This is a genomic window from Pseudomonas sp. IT-347P, from assembly GCF_949768005.1.
Classification (GTDB): Bacteria; Pseudomonadota; Gammaproteobacteria; order Pseudomonadales; family Pseudomonadaceae; genus Aquipseudomonas.
On sequence record NZ_CATKPQ010000044.1, the window covers coordinates 246416 to 261810 of the forward strand.

A 15395-nucleotide genomic window follows, 5' to 3' on the forward strand; every position below is an offset into this window, starting at 1 on the left:
ACCGGCCCCGTGAGCGGGGTCGCTGTTGTGAACACTCTCCATTGGAGTCAGTCATGCGTTACATCAGTACCCGCGGCCAGGCACCGGCCCTGAATTTCGAAGACGTCCTGCTGGCCGGTCTCGCCACCGACGGCGGTTTGTACGTTCCAGAAAACCTGCCACGTTTCACTCAGGAAGAAATCGCTTCCTGGGCCGGCCTGCCGTATCACGAACTGGCTTTCCGCGTCATGCGTCCGTTCGTTACCGGCAGCATTCCGGATGCCGATTTCAAAAAGATCCTTGAAGAAACCTACGGTGTGTTCGCCCACAGCGCTGTTGCGCCGCTGCGTCAGCTGAATGGCAATGAATGGGTACTGGAGTTGTTCCACGGCCCGACCCTGGCGTTCAAGGACTTCGCTCTGCAGCTGCTCGGTCGCCTGCTCGACTACGTGCTGGAAAAGCGCGGCGAGCGCGTGGTGATCGTTGGCGCCACCTCCGGTGATACCGGTTCGGCCGCCATCGAAGGCTGCAAGCACTGCGAAAATGTCGACATCTTCATCCTGCACCCGCACAACCGCGTGTCCGAAGTGCAGCGTCGGCAGATGACCACGATTTTCGGCGAGAACATCCACAACATCGCCATCGAAGGCAACTTCGATGACTGCCAGGAAATGGTCAAGAACAGCTTTGCCGACCAGAGTTTCCTCAAAGGCACGCGCCTGGTGGCAGTGAACTCGATCAACTGGGCGCGGATCATGGCCCAGATCGTCTACTACTTCCACGCGGCCCTGCAGTTGGGCGGCCCCGCGCGCTCGGTGTCGTTCTCGGTGCCGACCGGTAACTTCGGCGACATCTTCGCCGGTTACCTGGCGCGCAACATGGGCCTGCCGATCAACCAGTTGATCGTCGCCACCAACCGTAACGACATTCTGCACCGCTTCATGAGCGGCAATCAGTACGTCAAGGAAACCCTGCACGCCACGCTGTCGCCGTCGATGGACATCATGGTGTCGTCGAACTTCGAACGCCTGCTGTTCGACCTGCACGGTCGCAACGGCGCGGCCATCGCCGGCCTGATGGACACGTTCAGGCAGGGTGGCGGTTTCAGCGTCGAACAAGAACGCTGGACCGAAGCCCGCAAACTGTTCGACTCGCTGGCCGTGGACGATGCGCAGACGTGCGAAACCATCGCCGAAGTCTACGAGCAGACCGGTGAAGTGCTGGATCCGCACACCGCCATCGGCGTCAAGGCTGCGCGCGAATGCCGTCGCAGCCTCGACATCCCGATGGTGATTCTCGGCACCGCACATCCGGTGAAATTCCCGGATGCGGTAGAGAAGGCCGGTGTAGGAAAAGCACTCGAGCTACCTGCACATCTTTCTGATTTGTTTGAGCGAAACGAGCGTTGCACTGTTTTGCCAAATGAGCTGAAAGCCGTGCAAGCCTTTGTCAGCCAGCATGGCAACCGCGGCAAGCCGCTGTAAGTCAGTAAAAGCTGTCACATTTTGAAGCCCGTCTCCTGACGGGCTTTTTTGTTTCTGCTGCCACACTGGTCGGGTTTTCACCCACGTAGGACGGGTGAGTCGATCACGAAGGAAGTGGCAATGCTGTTTTATAGAGGTTTGAAACCGGCACTGGTTGGGGTGTTCTTGTTCGGATTGCTGGGGTTGATGCGCAGCAGTGGGGCTGCACAACTGGCGCTGCATAACGATGCCGCAGCGTCCAGTGTGCAGCCCATCGAACTGGCTGCCCATGAGCGCCAGTGGATTCGCGACAACCCCAAAGTAACGGTGACGTCGGTGCAATACCCGTTGTATCTGTTCCAAGATGAGCACGGGCAGTGGAGCGGCTTGAACAACGATGTGCTCAAGCGTGTGGCGGCGATGACCGGGCTGCAGTTCGTGCATCAGGAGTCGTTTTCCACCGATCACATGCTCGAGCGTCTGGCCAGTGGAGCGGCGGATATCAGTACGACCCTGGCCATGAGCGAAGAGCGCAAGGCATTTCTGGATTACAGCCACGCATTCGGTGGGGCGGGCTGGGTGTTTGTCGGCCGCGCCGATGCCCCGCGGCTGGAATCCTTCGAGCAATTGAGCAAACGCGTGGTGGTGCTGCCGGCCCGGCATGCGCTGGAGGACATGATCAGGCGTGACTACCCCTCGATCGAGATTCGCTCGGTCAAGACCTACGCTGAAGCACGGGCGCTGGTCGAGAGCGGTGACGCCTATGCCACCATCGAAAACGAAATCGGCGCGCAGCTTTACCCTTTGGGATTGCTCAAAGTGGGCGGTCTGGTCGAAGGCAAGTGGGAAGCCGATAACCTCGCTGTGCGCAAAGGCATGCCGGTGCTGCTGAGTATTCTCAACAAGGCCCTTGAGGCCTTTCCTGCGGCGGAATTGCGGGCGATTCGCTTGAAATGGCTGGAAGGTGTTGCACCGGCGCCTGTGCCGTCGATCTGGCAGCAGATGCTCGAATGGGGCTGCTGGGGCATGGGCGGACTCGGCGTGTTTGGCCTGTTGTCACTGATATGGAATAGGCGACTGACGGCCGTGATCAAACTGCGCCGCGCCGCCGAGAAGGACTTGGGTGATCAACTGGCGTTTCAGCACGCGCTGATCGATTCCATGCCGGATCCGGTGTTCGTCCGCGACCTGCAAGGGCGGCTGATCATGTGCAATCGCAGTTATGAAGAGGCCTTGTCGATTCGGCTGGATCAGGTGCTGGGGAAGTTGCTGATCGAAGTTGACGCGCTGCCGCAGGCCACGGCGCTGATGTTGCACGACGAATTCATGGTGCAGTTGCGCACGCGCAAATCGCGCTTCAGCAAACGGCGACTGCAGTTCACGAACGGATCCCGTGAGATCTATCAGTGGACGGTGCCGTTCTACAGTGCCGACGGCAAATTGCGTGGACTTCTGGGCGGCTGGACCGACATCACCCAGCGCCGGACAGAGAGCGGGTGTCGATGTCTGCAATGAAGATGGGAAATGTCCTATAGGACGCGGCTACTTTTCCGATGGGAGGCTTAGGACGGCTGCCCTAGAGTGTCAACCACTGCGGTGAGAGTCCGCGATTGTCGCTTCAGAGGTCGCTTATGCGCTCGCTTAAAGTCCTGATACTTGAACCCAATCCATTCCAGCTGATGGCATTGCATCAAATGCTCAATGCCATTGGCATCTATGACGTACTGACGGCGCCGTCGCTGGCATCGGCCCTGGCTTCGCTGGGCCATCGCGGTGCGGTCGATATTGCGATTTGCGATCCGCAACTCAAGGGCGGCGATGGCCTGGCGCTGATTCATCATCTGGCGGTTCAGCACGAGGCGCGTGCGCTGATCCTGCTGGGGACGGTGGCGCCAAGCCTGCTGAACGACCTCGAGCCTTTGCTGCGTGAAAACCGCCTCAAGCTGCTGGGACGTCTGCAAACCCCGGTCTCGGCGGTGCTGATGCGCGGTTTGCTCGACAGTTACCTGAGCGCCGCTTCGCCACCTGTCGGCGCTTGACGGATACGGTTATTTTTCTGTCATCTTCGCCGTGCATGCTCTGACAGACCGGTGACACTCCGGAAACGGGGCCGTCGGTATGCAGAACTTTCTTCTCGGGCCGGTGGTCATTTATTGTGAACACGCCCCAGGCACACAGTTTTCGGACTATTGAGTGGAGATCGAGATGGAAAGTATCAGTCTATTGCTCGGTGAGGCTCTGAGCCCGTATCAGGTTTCGTTGTCTCCAAGCGGTTCCCATGGCGAATGCCTGGTGACCTTGAAGAACAGTCACGGCGCCATTGTGGTGGAACGTGAATTCAATCAGGCACAACTGGCCGACAAGCGCCAACTGACCGATGTCGTTGACGGCTTGCACCGCGACGTCCTGATTGCGGAAGGACGGCTGGAACCCTGTGTGATCGCGGCATTGCGCAACGCTGCGCTGGACAAACGTGCGGCGCTGTAAAGATGAAATATTTTTTGTGGGAACCTTCCTGCATCCCTGTCAGTCAGACCCCGTAACAGCAGGATCAAGCATTGTGCTCCGGTGCTTGTCGCTTGCTGCTACGGGTCTTTATGTAGGCCACGTTTAACCCCGAGTCGTCTCCCCACTTCTCGGGGTTTCTTTTGCCTGCGATTTGCCTACTGCGCAGCTTGATGGTCGAAGAATGTGCGGGCTTTTTCCAGATAGTCCCTCTGGCGCTCGGGATCCAGCCACGCGGCATATAGCTGATTGAGGTAGTCGTGGGGCAGCGTGCGCAGCAGTCGATTGATCTCGCTGATGGCCTGGCGTCCCTGGGCGGTGTCGGAACAGGCCACGTAACTCGATAGATATTTTTCCGTGCCGCGAATCGGGTAGAACTCCAGTTCATCCTCGGCGATCTGCGCTTGTTTCGCCTGGTAGCGAATCTCCGGCCAGTAACCCAGCACCACCTGCAATCGTCCCAGTCGCTGCATCGACAGCAGATTGCTCAGCGCATCATTGCCGTAATGGGGCGTCAGTGAACCACTGGGCGCCTGATGCAGAATGTCATCGATAAATTCGCCATAGCTGCGCTCAGCGACCACGCCGACTTTTCTTTCGCTGGCGGCCAGCAACGCCGACAGGTTGACTTCGCCGTGGATCAGAAAAGGATCAAGCACCGCGCGATCCTGCTGGCGCACCACCAAGCCATTGCTCACCGCGCGGATTGCCGGAATCGAGTACGCCACCCATTGCGCGCGCTCCTTGTTCCACAGCAGCGCGGGGTCACAGGCAAACGGGTTTTCGTGCAGCATCTGCAGACCGCGGGCACGATTGACTCGCATCAGCGTGTGTTCGTATTGCGGCATGCCGGCGATCAGCTGCGGCATCAGTTGGTCGATCACGCCCTGGTCCTTTTTCGGGCCTTCGAAAATGGTCATGGGCGGCAAGTCGCGCAGCAACCAGATCAGCTTCGGTTTTGCCTGCGCTCCGGTTGACAGCGTGAGCAAAAACAACAGCCCGAACAACCGCCACGTCCACCAGTGGTGGGCGCGGTTGCCGTGCGATCTCTGCCGGCGCTGCAGCTTAAATGGCTCCCTCTTCGCGCAACTTGGCGATCTGTCTCTCGTCGTAGCCAAGCCCGTGAAGTACCTGCGCATTGTGTTCACCCAGTTGCGGTCCGACCCATTCTGAACTGCCGGGTGTCTCAGACAGTTTCGGCACAATGCCCGGCATCTTGAAGTCTTTGCCGCCGGGCAGTTTGGCATGCAGGAACATCTCTCGGGCGAGGTACTGCGGATCGTTGAACATGTCCTCGGCGCTGAAGATCCGGCTGACCGGCACCTCGGCCTGATTGAGCAGATCGAGCACGGTTTGCAGCGGCAACGCATTAACCCAACGATCAATCACGCCATACAACTCGTCGCGGCGACTATCGCGTCCGTCATTGCTGGCCAGTGTCGGATCGTTGGCCAGGTCTACGCGGCCGATGATCAGCATGAAGCGTTTGAAGATCGCGTCACCGTTGGCGCCGATCTGCACGTGCTTGCCATCGGCGCTGGTGTGGATGGAGGAGGGGGTGATGCCGGGCATGATGTTGCCGGTGCGCTCGCGGATGAAACCGAACACGTCGAACTCCGGCACCATGCTTTCCATCATCGCGAAAATGGCCTCATACAACGCGACATCGACGACCTGTCCGGTGCCGCCGTTGACTTCGCGATGACGCAGCGCCATCAGTGCGCCGATCACGCCCCACAGCGCGGCAATCGAATCGCCGATGGAAATCCCGGTACGCACCGGCGGTCGGTCTTCGAACCCGGTGATATAACGCAAACCACCCATGGACTCGCCCACCGCACCGAAGCCCGGCTGATCCTTCATCGGCCCGGTCTGGCCAAAACCGGACAGGCGCACCATGACCAGTTTCGGGTTCAAGGCGTGCAGGGTTTCCCAGCCCAGGCCGAGTTTTTCCAGCACGCCGGGACGGAAGTTCTCGATGAGGATGTCCGCTTCACTGAGCAGTTTTTTCAGGATCGCCAAACCGTCAGGATGTTTCAGGTTCAGGGTCAGCGATTTCTTGTTGCGTGCCTGGACGAACCACCACAACGACGTGCCTTCATAGAGTTTTCGCCATTTGCGCAGGGGATCACCGCCGTCCGGCGACTCGATCTTGATCACTTCGGCGCCGAACTCGCCGCAAATGCGCGAGGCAAACGGCCCGGCAATCAACGTACCCAATTCAATGACTTTCAGACCCGAGAGTGGTTTGCTGGTGAACGGCATGCGAAATCCTGTAGGACGAGGCTGAGCGGATACAGCGTTTTAACATAGCCGGCTGTCAGACGCCGCAGCTTGATCGCCATCAATTCGATGATTGCCTACCGCATCGGTTAGACTTGCCGACTTTCCTCGTATCAAGAAGCCCGTTCATGGCCCAGCCGTCCACTACCTACAAGTTTGAACTGAACCTTACCGACCTCGACCGCAGTGTCTACGAGAACGTCAAGCAGACCATCGCCCGTCACCCTTCGGAAACCGAAGAGCGCATGACCGTACGACTGCTGGCCTACGCGCTCTGGTACAACGAGCAGCTGTCGTTTGGCCGTGGTCTGTCGGACGTGGATGAACCTGCGCTGTGGGAAAAGAGCCTGGATGACCGTGTCCTGCACTGGATCGAAGTCGGCCAGCCCGATGCCGACCGTCTGACCTGGTGCTCGCGCCGCACCGAGCGCACCAGCCTGCTGGCTTACGGCAGCCTGCGCGTTTGGGAAACCAAAGTGATCCCGGCGATCAAGAACCTGAAAAACGTCAACATCGCTGCGGTTCCGCAAGAAGTGCTGGAAACCCTGGCCAAGGACATGCCCCGCGTTATCAAGTGGGATGTGATGATCAGCGAAGGCACGATCTTCGTCACCGATGACCGTGGTCAGCACGAAGTCCAGTTGCAATGGCTGCAAGGTGAGCGCGGCTGATCCCGCGCCTCTACTGGAATAATCCCACGTAAACAAGAGAAGTCTCCGTCACCCCATGCGTATCGAACCTCGTCAACTGCCTGCCACTCTGCCGTTTCTCGGTGACCTACCGCCCTTGCTGACCCGTTTGTACGCGGCGCGGGGCGTGCAGTCCGAGGCGGAACTGGACAAGAGCCTGGCGCGGTTGATCCCGTTCCAGCAGCTCAAGGGCATCGATGCAGCGGTAGACCTGCTGGTGACGGCGCTGGAGCAACGCCAGCGGATTCTGATCGTCGGCGACTTCGACGCGGACGGGGCGACGGCCAGTACCGTCGGCATGCTCGGTTTGCGCTTGTTGGGCGCGGCGCACGTCGACTATCTGGTGCCGAACCGCTTCGAATATGGCTACGGCCTGACCCCGGAAATCGTCGAAGTCGCTTTGACTCGCGAGCCGCAGTTGCTGATCACCGTCGACAACGGCATCTCCAGCGTCGAAGGCGTGGCCGCTGCCAAGAAGGCGGGCCTCAAAGTACTGATCACCGACCACCACTTGCCCGGCGATGAGCTGCCGTTGGCCGATGCGCTGGTCAATCCGAACCAGCCCGGTTGCGAATTCCCGAGCAAGGCGCTGGCCGGTGTGGGGGTGATTTTCTATGTGTTGATGGCGTTGCGCGCGCGTTTGCGCAGCCTTGGCTGGTACGAGAGCAAACCGCAGCCGAACATCGGCGAACTGCTTGATCTGGTGGCGCTGGGCAGCGTCGCTGACGTGGTGCCGCTCGACGCCAACAACCGGATTCTGGTGCATCAGGGCCTGGAACGAATTCGCGCCGGACGTGCGCGGCCGGGGATCAAAGCGATCCTTGAAGTGGCCAAGCGAGACGCTGCACGCATTACGTCTACCGATCTGGGTTTTATCGTCGGCCCACGCCTGAATGCCGCCGGGCGTCTGGATGACATGAGCCTGGGCATCGAATGCCTGCTCACCGCCGACGCCAGCCTGGCCCGGGAAATGGCCGCGCAACTGGACGGCATGAACCAGGATCGCAAATCCATCGAGCAGGGCATGCAGCGCGAGGCGCTGGCGCAGCTCAAGGACTTGCCGGTGGAGTCGATGCCGTTTGGTCTTTGCCTGTTCGATCCGGAATGGCACCAGGGCGTGATCGGTATTCTCGCGTCGCGGATGAAAGAGCGTTATTTCCGTCCGACCATTGCCTTCGCTGATGCCGGTGACGGTTTGCTCAAGGGCTCGGGGCGTTCGGTACAAGGCTTCCACATTCGTGATGCCTTGAGCGTGGTGGCGGCGCAACATCCGAACCTGATCGCCAAGTACGGTGGCCACGCGATGGCGGCGGGCCTGACCTTGCAGCAGGAGAATTTTCCGCTTTTCGCTGAAGCATTCGACGCTGAAGTGCGTAGGCAACTTCGCGAAGACGACCTGACCGGGCGCATGCTGACCGATGGCACGCTGGCGGTTGAAGAGTTCCACCTCGAACTGGCCCGGGCTCTGCGCCACGCCGGGCCTTGGGGACAGCATTTCCCGGAACCGCTGTTCCATGGTGTGTTCCAGTTGGTCGAGCAGCGTGTGGTCGGTGAACGGCATCTGAAAGTGGTGCTGAAGAGCGAGTGTGGCTCGGTGAAGCTGGATGGCATCGCTTTTGGCATTGACCGCGATATCTGGCCGAATCCGACGATTCAGTGGGTTGAATTGGCTTACAAGCTCGACGTTAATGAGTTTCGTGGGAATGAGACGGTTCAGTTGATGATTGCCCACATCGAACCGCGTTAAGTCCTTCGCGAGCAGGCTCGCCCACATTTGGAATGCATATCCCTGTGGGAGCGGGCTTGCTCGCGAAAGCGTCCGTTCACACACTGAATCACTCTGAACCCTCCCTCATCCCCGGTTGTCGACTAGGCTCTAAGCACTGCTTGATTGGCCTTGTGACATCTTGTCGAATTTTTTGCCCGCGGGGGCGGGTGCTGCATCTTTTTCCTGTCACTCGTCGACTATTCAAACAGAACCCTGGAGCCTGCCCACTGATTTGAGAGGTGCCCCATGAGTCTGCTGCTTGAACCCTTCACCCTGCGCCAACTGACCCTGCCCAACCGCATCGCCGTCTCACCGATGTGCCAATACTCGAGCGTCGATGGCCTGGCCAACGACTGGCATCTGGTACACCTCGGCAGTCGCGCGGTAGGTGGCGCGGGTCTGGTATTTACCGAAGCCACGGCAGTCACGGCCGACGGGCGGATCACCGCCGAAGACCTGGGCCTGTGGAACGACGAACAGATCGAACCGCTGCAACGCATCACCCGCTTCATCACCGCTCAAGGCGCGGTCGCCGGCATTCAACTGGCCCACGCCGGGCGCAAGGCCAGCACCCATCGGCCGTGGATCGGCAAGCATGGCAGCGTCAAACCGGAGGATGGCGGCTGGACCCCGGTCGGGCCGTCGCCGATTGCTTTTGATCCGCAACACACGCAACCGAAACAGCTGGATGAAGGGCAGATTGCTGGTGTCATCCAGGCCTTTGTCGATGCCGCCAAACGCGCACTGAAGGCGGGTTTCAGCGTGGTTGAAGTGCACGCAGCGCATGGTTATCTGCTGCATCAGTTTCTTTCGCCGTTGAGCAATCAGCGTCGTGATCAATACGGTGGTTCGTTTGAAAACCGCATTCGTCTGGTGCTACAGGTCACTGAAGCGGTGAGGGCGGTCTGGCCTGAGGAATTGCCGGTGTTTGTCCGCGTGTCGGCCACGGACTGGGTAGAGGACGGCTGGAACCCGGATGAAACCGTGGAGCTGGCGCGACGCCTGCACACCTTGGGCGCGGACCTGATTGATGTGTCGTCGGGTGGGACGGCGGCCAACGCGGAAATTCCGGTCGGTCCGGGTTATCAGACGCGCTTCGCCGAACGAGTGCGCAAAGAGTCAGGCATCGCCACCGGTACGGTCGGAATGATTACCGAGCCGGCGCAGGCCGAGCATATTCTGCGCACCTGTCAGGCCGACATCATCTTCCTCGCTCGCGAGCTGCTGCGTGATCCGTACTGGCCGCTGCATGCCGACGATGATCTGGGTGGGCGCAAAGCGGTGTGGCCGGCGCAGTATCAGCGCGCGACCCATCGTGATCAGCCGATTCATGAGTCTGATTTGCGCGATTGAGTCGGTAGCGGTAAAGCAAAAAAGCCCCGGTCAGTGATGGCCGGGGCTTTGTTTTGTCTGGTTGTCGTTGCGTTGCCTGATCGGACGCTATCGCGAGCCGGCTCACTCCTACAAGGGGCATGTGTCGTTCACAAAAAATTCGTGTTCGACACAGATCAACTGTGGGAGTGAGCCTGCTCGCGATGAGGCCCGATCAGACGCTAGAGAACCCTCAAGGGTACTTACGCTTGTCCGGCGCCGGCGGGAAATACTGGTACAACCAGGTCTCGCTCAACGTGCGGTCATTGGTGCGGATGAACAAGCGCAGCTCCACCGGCTCCACGCTGTCATTGGTCGGGTACCAGTCAAACAGGATCCGGTAACCCTTGATGTCATCCAGCACCAGCACGCTGAAGTCCTGCACCTTGCCGTTCGAACACGTCACCACTGGCTCGATCCCGGTGCCCTGCGGCAGGCGATCCAGACCGCCGCCGGCGAAGTCCACGGCAAAACGACGTGCCCACACCGGCGGATAATGCTCGCCCGGTGCCCAACCTTCAACGAAGCCGCCCATCCCGGAACGGGTCGCATGTACGCGGGCCAACGGCGTGCCCACCGGCGGTAGAGCGCTCCAGTAAAGCTTGTAGCCATAATTCAGCGAATCGCCAGCAGCCACCGGTTTTTTCGGCGTCCAGAACGCCACGATGTTATCGAGGGTCTCGCCGGTGGTAGGAATTTCCAGCAGATCGATAGAGCCTTCGCCCCACGCGGTGGTCGGTTCTACCCACAGGCTCGGGCGCTTGCTGTACCAGTCGACGGTGTCCTGATAATTAGCGAACTCGTGGTCGGTCTGTACCAGACCAAAACCTTTCGGGTCGGTATCGGCGAACGCGTTGAACTGCAGGGTCGCCGGGTTGTTCAGCGGACGGCAGATCCACTCACCATTGCCGCGCCACATGGCCAGACGATCCGAATCGTGGATTTGCGGGTGAATGGTGTCGCACATGCGGCGTTCGTGAGTGCCGCAGCTGAACATGCTGGTCATCGGCGAGATGCCCAGTTGTTCGATGGCGGTGCGCGCGTTGATGTGCGCGTCGACTTCCATCACCACGCGCTCGGCCTGGCAATCGATGTCAAAGCGATAGGCGCCAGTGGCACTCGGCGAATCGAGCAGGGCGTAGACGACAAAGCGTGTGGCGTTCTTGTCCGGCGTTTCGAACCAGAACTTGGTGAAGTCAGGGAATTCTTCGCGTTTTTTCGCGTATGTGTCGATCGCCAGGCCGCGCGCCGAGAGGCCATATTGGCCAGTGGCGTCTACCGCACGGAAATAGCTGGCGCCGAGGAACGACAACACATCGTGACGATCCAGCTCCGGCGCTTTGAACAGCTTGAAGCCGGCAAAACCCAGATCGCCTTTCAACTGCTGCGTGTCGACCGAGGTGTTTTCGTAGTTGAACAGCGCCGGGCGGAAATGCACTTCCCGGGCAGTGCGGGTCTTGGCGTCGACGCTGTACATGCGTACCGGCTGACGGAAACCCATGCCGACGTGGAAGAACTGCACGTCCAGCTGCCCCTTGTTTTCCTTCCACAGCGAATGCTCGCCGTCGTAGCGGATCGCGTTGAAGTTCTGCGGGGTCATGGTCGCCAGGGTCGGCGGCAGCACCTGTTTGGTGTCCTGATAAGCGTTGCCGGCCAGTTGCTTGGCCTGACGCTTCAGCGCTTCGAAGTCGAACGCCTGCGCCTCGCCATCGGCGGCGCCGCCATTGGCCGCCCAGGCACGGCTGGCCAGCAGGCCGGTGGCCGAAAGACCGGTGTAAGCCGCAATGGCCATGGACGCTTTGAGCAAATTCCTGCGATGCATAAATACAACCTGTCGTGAGCAATCCCGCGCCGTTCCTGGCACGTGCTGGATCAGAAATAACGGTTCGGACAAGCCTTCGGCCAAACGCAACGGACTATTAACAGATGCCCGCTAGCTTAAACGGTTCGCTCGCAATGCAAAATTCGTTGATTCACCGCGCCATTGTGTCAATGAAACAAGACATGTCGGTTAAAAGTCTGACAGGGGGTTCTGATTTACACGGCATATCTGCTTTTTTCGACTAATTACTCTAAAAACCACTTTTCAGCGCCGATTTAATTTCTATTCTATGGGCATGACCGGCGCGACCCATCTGACCGGTAGGGCACACGGCGCTGCTGTAAGGGGCAGGGCGATGTGGTGGTTTAGCAATTCTTTGAAGTATTGAAGGACATCGTCCATGGCAAAAATACAAGGGATCACCGATATGTTGGGCATCTTTCCCTGCCTCGGCAGCGGCCGCAAAAGGCGTCGGCTCAGCTCTGACGAAGTGAAGCTGGTGGAGCGTTATCGGGAGCTTTCGGAGAATGACCGGATTGCGATGCGCTATCTGGTGGATGCGATGCGGAGTGTTTCGCGGTTTTAACGCTGGGGTGGGCACCGTGAAAGCCATTTGGCTTTTACGGTGGCCAGGTCAATCAAATTGCCTGCGTCGGCATCGTCGATGCCGACGGCAATGGCTTTCTGAAGCTCGGCACTGTCGTTTAGTTTCAGGAAAGAGATCGCAAAGCTTTCATCACAGGGAATCACTTCCTCAATCTGAGAAAATTTGAGAACAGTTCTACTCATCTGAATTCAACTCGCTAGAGGGGACACGCTAAACCTGTGGCGAGGGAGCTAGCTTCCTCGCCACAGGTTTTTTGTTCACTGGGGTTTAGCAACAAGTCCCCTGAACCGGATACGGCCGCTGGCCGTGCATCAACTCTGGTACATCCCGCCATTTGACCCACGCCTGCTGCTGCCAGTGCAGCAGCGGCACGGTGACGCCTGCCCAGTGCATCGAACTCAGACTTGGGTGGTTCTCCACTGGACTTGAATGGGTTTCACGCAACATCGGGATGACTTCATGGCTCAACCACTGGCGCAGGTGACGGTTTTCCGGGACGAAGTGATGGACGAGCAGGGCGAACAGGCCAGACTCGCTGACCATCGCGCAATCGATGATTTCGCCGTCCCGACGCAGAAGGACATGGCGACGCTGATCGGGATCGAGTTTCAGGGTGAGGCGTTCGTTTAGCGGATAGCCCATCAGGCGACCGAGATCCTGAACACAGAACCAGGCTTCGTGATCTTGCATGAAGGCGTGGAGGAAACGGTTGTGGCGGGTGAAGATGGTGGGGGTGAAGAAAGCGGAGGTTTCAGAAGGAATTTGTACGTGGTTAGGCATTTGTCGACTCCAATATCGAGAATAGAGCCGCCACTCAAATGAGCGCGGTTGCGCCATGTTGATTTTGTTCCGGCTTCGACACCGGGCCGCTGATTTCGCCGCCGAGAGAAAGCCTATCGGCTAGCAACCTACGACGCCAAGTCGGCTCTATCGATACCTTCTGTAGGAAAGAGGATTTATCTCTGAAAGTCGTATCTGTAGGAAATGCCTGTTTTTGCACTGGCACCAGCGAGACCACCCTTAACCTGTGTTTTTTCCGTTATTTGTTTGAATCTTGCGCATCGCTGCAGATGCTCGGCCCTTGGTTTCAGGGCTGGGTGCTGGACAAACGTCGTCATGGCCGAAGCAGCCGACTACGGCTTGATGATCCGGGATGCAAAGAGCACCGGCACGCTCAGCAACGTCATTGAATTGTTGTCGAGAAAGAAGAAGTCGCTTGTTTTCGTCAACAAGGAAAAGGAATTCAAAGTGGTCGGAGACGTCACTCAGCTCGAAGAATTGGTTGCATTCATGTCCGATCACGCCAAGCAAAAAGCCAATGAAAAAATCAAACTGTTCGATCGTATTTCCTTGCTGAAGCACGATCAGGCAGAGCTTTCTTTTTGATGTTTTCTTGGCTTTCCTAAAGCCCTGCACCTGTCAGTGCCGGGATCACAGGCTCTTGGCGACTCACCTTCCACGCATCCCCAGCCGGCCCTTACCATGGTCATAAGGCTTGCCAATCCGCGTATAAACCAGCCCCAAACCAATCACGATGGCCGTGCTCAACACCATGGCATAGTTCACGTACCACGCCGCATCCGACCTACGTGGCCAGGCCATGTTGATGACTTCGGTTGCGGCCCGGCGCCGCGCCATAGACGCCGAGCGTTGCGATCCATTTCATCGACGTTGAGCTGAATCAACGGTTCATGGGCGATGCTGGCGAGATTGATGCTGTCGTGCTCCAGCAGTGGATGCTGGGCCGACAGCCATAAACGGTGGGCGAGTGGCTCAGCTCTTCGGTCTGCAAGACGTGGCGGTCTTCGAGATTGGAGAGGATCGACACGCCGACATCGATCTCGCCGCTGACCAGTGAGTGTTCGATGTCAGGCCGTTTTTGCAAAGGGCCTGCGCGTCCTGAGCAACATCTGGAAGCACACTCGCAGGTCGAACAGGGGCACTTTCGAACTAGGCTGAGGGCCTTATAGATCCGGATAACCCCTGTTTAGGAGGCGGAACATGAACACCCGTGGATTGCTCGATCAACTGCTCAAGTCTGGCCAGGATCTGTTGCAGAACAAGGCTGGCGGAGCGCAGAACAAAACGGCTGGTGGTAGCTTGGGCGGTTTGCTCGGCGGCGCTACAGGCTCCGGTGGCCTTGGCGGTTTGCTGTCAGGTGCAGGTGGCGGTGCACTGGCGGCTGGCGCGATGGGGCTGCTGCTGGGGAACAAGAAGGTACGCAAGGTCGGCGGCAAAGTAGCTATCTACGGCGGGTTGGCCGCGCTGGGCGTGCTGGCTTACAAGGCTTATGGCAACTACAACGCGCAAAAAGGCACCGCCCCGCAACGCGAACCACAGACCCTCGACCGTCTGCCACCGGCGCAGGCCGAACAACACAGCCAGGCCATTCTCAAGGCGCTGGTCGCTGCCGCGAAGGCCGACGGTCACATCGATGACCGCGAGCGCCAACTGATCGAAGGCGAATTCACCAAACTCGATAACGACCAGGAACTGCAGCACTGGCTGCACGCCGAACTCAACAAACCCCTCGACCCTACCGACGTTGCCCGCGCCGCGAGTACGCCGGAAATGGCCGCGGAGATGTACATCGCCAGTGTGATGCTGGTGGATGAGGAGAACTTCATGGAGAAGAGCTATCTGGATGAACTGGCGCGGCAGTTGAAGCTGGAGCCGGGGTTGAAGGTGGAGCTGGAAAAGCAGGTGCGCATCGCATCGGCGTAAACCCGGCTGGCCCCTTCGCGAGCAAGCTCGCTCCCACACAGTATTGCGTTCCAATGTGTGCGAGCTTGCTCGCGAAGGCATTTTCCGCCGCACAGCATAAGCAATGACCGATCCACCGCCCTTTTTTGCCATTATTCCACTGGTACGCCCACCCCAAATTATCGGACAGTCCCACCCCAGAGCC

Annotated in this window: 15 protein-coding genes and 2 pseudogenes; 10 read left to right on the plus strand and 7 right to left on the minus strand. The window is 58.8% G+C overall.

The genetic code is table 11. The features are described 5' to 3' along the window. The first annotated feature begins 53 nt into the window (after nt 1–53). The 4 genes from thrC (at nt 54) to ACM6IV_RS17395 (ending at nt 3929) form a co-directional block, all read left to right on the plus strand. Entirely contained in the window at nt 54–1463 is a 1410-nt protein-coding gene (gene thrC / locus ACM6IV_RS17380; protein ID WP_414870933.1) for a threonine synthase, read from the plus strand. Between the two features lie 120 nt (nt 1464–1583). Further along, the gene (locus ACM6IV_RS17385) at nt 1584–2957 is read left to right on the plus strand and encodes a transporter substrate-binding domain-containing protein (RefSeq protein WP_414870934.1); all 1374 of its coding nucleotides are present in this window, start codon (nt 1584–1586) and stop codon (nt 2955–2957) included. Nucleotides 2958–3073: 116 nt separating this feature from the next. Next, nucleotides 3074–3481, plus strand: a complete 408-nt coding sequence (locus ACM6IV_RS17390; protein ID WP_414870935.1) for a response regulator — start codon at nt 3074–3076, stop codon at nt 3479–3481. 166 nt (nt 3482–3647) lie between these two features. After that, nucleotides 3648–3929 (plus strand): DUF3509 domain-containing protein, encoded by a 282-nt coding sequence (locus tag ACM6IV_RS17395; protein WP_414870936.1) that lies wholly within the window; start codon nt 3648–3650, stop codon nt 3927–3929. A gap of 176 nt (nt 3930–4105) precedes the next feature. Here the strand turns inward: ACM6IV_RS17395 and ACM6IV_RS17400 are convergent, their stop codons facing one another. Together ACM6IV_RS17400 and ACM6IV_RS17405 are read right to left on the minus strand one after the other, a co-directional pair. Continuing rightward, nucleotides 4106–5086, minus strand: a complete 981-nt coding sequence (locus ACM6IV_RS17400; RefSeq protein WP_414870937.1) for a TIGR02285 family protein — start codon at nt 5084–5086, stop codon at nt 4106–4108. Next, a complete protein-coding gene (locus ACM6IV_RS17405) occupies nt 5013–6212 on the minus strand; it encodes a CaiB/BaiF CoA transferase family protein (RefSeq protein ID WP_414870938.1) in 1200 nt (399 codons plus the stop codon). The genes ACM6IV_RS17400 and ACM6IV_RS17405 overlap by 74 nt, the downstream gene beginning before the upstream one ends. Before the next feature lie 146 nt (nt 6213–6358). Here ACM6IV_RS17405 and ACM6IV_RS17410 point away from each other — a divergent pair, with 146 nt between their 5' ends. From ACM6IV_RS17410 to ACM6IV_RS17420, 3 genes are all read left to right on the plus strand, one after another. Continuing rightward, nucleotides 6359–6901: a YaeQ family protein gene (locus tag ACM6IV_RS17410; protein WP_414870939.1), complete on the plus strand. Its 543-nt coding sequence runs from the start codon at nt 6359–6361 to the stop codon at nt 6899–6901. A 55-nt stretch (nt 6902–6956) separates the two neighbouring features. After that, the gene (gene recJ, locus ACM6IV_RS17415) at nt 6957–8666 is read left to right on the plus strand and encodes a single-stranded-DNA-specific exonuclease RecJ (RefSeq protein ID WP_414870940.1); all 1710 of its coding nucleotides are present in this window, start codon (nt 6957–6959) and stop codon (nt 8664–8666) included. Between the two features lie 267 nt (nt 8667–8933). Beyond that, the gene (locus tag ACM6IV_RS17420) at nt 8934–10040 is read left to right on the plus strand and encodes an NADH:flavin oxidoreductase/NADH oxidase (RefSeq protein WP_414870941.1); all 1107 of its coding nucleotides are present in this window, start codon (nt 8934–8936) and stop codon (nt 10038–10040) included. Between the two features lie 211 nt (nt 10041–10251). Here the strand turns inward: ACM6IV_RS17420 and ACM6IV_RS17425 are convergent, their stop codons facing one another. Further along, complete coding sequence (locus ACM6IV_RS17425) at nt 10252–11880, minus strand: glucan biosynthesis protein D (RefSeq protein WP_414870942.1); 1629 nt, start codon at nt 11878–11880, stop codon at nt 10252–10254. Nucleotides 11881–12280: 400 nt separating this feature from the next. Here ACM6IV_RS17425 and ACM6IV_RS17430 point away from each other — a divergent pair, with 400 nt between their 5' ends. Beyond that, nucleotides 12281–12466: a hypothetical protein gene (locus ACM6IV_RS17430; protein ID WP_007908956.1), complete on the plus strand. Its 186-nt coding sequence runs from the start codon at nt 12281–12283 to the stop codon at nt 12464–12466. On the opposite strand, the gene ACM6IV_RS17435 is transcribed toward ACM6IV_RS17430, so the two are convergent. Together ACM6IV_RS17435 and ACM6IV_RS17440 are read right to left on the minus strand one after the other, a co-directional pair. Beyond that, nucleotides 12463–12669: a hypothetical protein gene (locus tag ACM6IV_RS17435; RefSeq protein ID WP_414870943.1), complete on the minus strand. Its 207-nt coding sequence runs from the start codon at nt 12667–12669 to the stop codon at nt 12463–12465. The genes ACM6IV_RS17430 and ACM6IV_RS17435 overlap by 4 nt on opposite strands. Before the next feature lie 85 nt (nt 12670–12754). Beyond that, a complete protein-coding gene (locus ACM6IV_RS17440; RefSeq protein ID WP_414870944.1) occupies nt 12755–13267 on the minus strand; it encodes a Bro-N domain-containing protein in 513 nt (170 codons plus the stop codon). Between the two features lie 336 nt (nt 13268–13603). Between ACM6IV_RS17440 and ACM6IV_RS17445 the strand changes: the two genes are divergently transcribed. Continuing rightward, the gene (locus ACM6IV_RS17445; RefSeq protein ID WP_414870945.1) at nt 13604–13873 is read left to right on the plus strand and encodes a hypothetical protein; all 270 of its coding nucleotides are present in this window, start codon (nt 13604–13606) and stop codon (nt 13871–13873) included. Nucleotides 13874–13889: 16 nt separating this feature from the next. Here the strand turns inward: ACM6IV_RS17445 and ACM6IV_RS17450 are convergent. Both ACM6IV_RS17450 and ACM6IV_RS17455 read right to left on the minus strand, forming a co-directional pair. Further along, a pseudogene (locus tag ACM6IV_RS17450) lies at nt 13890–14098 on the minus strand (hypothetical protein); the annotation flags it as partial. After that, nucleotides 14098–14366: pseudogene (locus ACM6IV_RS17455) on the minus strand (LysR substrate-binding domain-containing protein); the annotation flags it as partial. The pseudogenes ACM6IV_RS17450 and ACM6IV_RS17455, both read right to left, overlap by 1 nt. A 122-nt stretch (nt 14367–14488) precedes the next feature. On the opposite strand from ACM6IV_RS17455, the gene ACM6IV_RS17460 reads away from it, so the two are divergent. Beyond that, complete coding sequence (locus tag ACM6IV_RS17460; RefSeq protein WP_414870946.1) at nt 14489–15211, plus strand: tellurite resistance TerB family protein; 723 nt, start codon at nt 14489–14491, stop codon at nt 15209–15211. Nucleotides 15212–15395: the final 184 nt, after the last annotated feature.

Excerpts from the sequence above, each read along its gene's own strand:
- ACM6IV_RS17395 (WP_414870936.1), top strand. The coding sequence starts at position 3,648 with ATGGAAAGTATCAGTCTATTGCTCGGTGAGGCTCTGAGCCCGTATCAG.
- recJ (WP_414870940.1), top strand. The coding sequence starts at position 6,957 with ATGCGTATCGAACCTCGTCAACTGCCTGCCACTCTGCCGTTTCTCGGT.
- ACM6IV_RS17400 (WP_414870937.1), bottom strand. The coding sequence starts at position 5,086 with ATGCGCAGGTACTTCACGGGCTTGGCTACGACGAGAGACAGATCGCCA.
- ACM6IV_RS17390 (WP_414870935.1), top strand. The coding sequence starts at position 3,074 with ATGCGCTCGCTTAAAGTCCTGATACTTGAACCCAATCCATTCCAGCTG.
- ACM6IV_RS17385 (WP_414870934.1), top strand. The coding sequence starts at position 1,584 with ATGCTGTTTTATAGAGGTTTGAAACCGGCACTGGTTGGGGTGTTCTTG.
- ACM6IV_RS17420 (WP_414870941.1), top strand. The coding sequence starts at position 8,934 with ATGAGTCTGCTGCTTGAACCCTTCACCCTGCGCCAACTGACCCTGCCC.
- ACM6IV_RS17425 (WP_414870942.1), bottom strand. The coding sequence starts at position 11,880 with ATGCATCGCAGGAATTTGCTCAAAGCGTCCATGGCCATTGCGGCTTAC.
- ACM6IV_RS17440 (WP_414870944.1), bottom strand. The coding sequence starts at position 13,267 with ATGCCTAACCACGTACAAATTCCTTCTGAAACCTCCGCTTTCTTCACC.
- ACM6IV_RS17460 (WP_414870946.1), top strand. The coding sequence starts at position 14,489 with ATGAACACCCGTGGATTGCTCGATCAACTGCTCAAGTCTGGCCAGGAT.
- thrC (WP_414870933.1), top strand. The coding sequence starts at position 54 with ATGCGTTACATCAGTACCCGCGGCCAGGCACCGGCCCTGAATTTCGAA.
- ACM6IV_RS17410 (WP_414870939.1), top strand. The coding sequence starts at position 6,359 with ATGGCCCAGCCGTCCACTACCTACAAGTTTGAACTGAACCTTACCGAC.
- ACM6IV_RS17405 (WP_414870938.1), bottom strand. The coding sequence starts at position 6,212 with ATGCCGTTCACCAGCAAACCACTCTCGGGTCTGAAAGTCATTGAATTG.
- ACM6IV_RS17430 (WP_007908956.1), top strand. The coding sequence starts at position 12,281 with ATGGCAAAAATACAAGGGATCACCGATATGTTGGGCATCTTTCCCTGC.
- ACM6IV_RS17445 (WP_414870945.1), top strand. The coding sequence starts at position 13,604 with ATGGCCGAAGCAGCCGACTACGGCTTGATGATCCGGGATGCAAAGAGC.
- ACM6IV_RS17435 (WP_414870943.1), bottom strand. The coding sequence starts at position 12,669 with ATGAGTAGAACTGTTCTCAAATTTTCTCAGATTGAGGAAGTGATTCCC.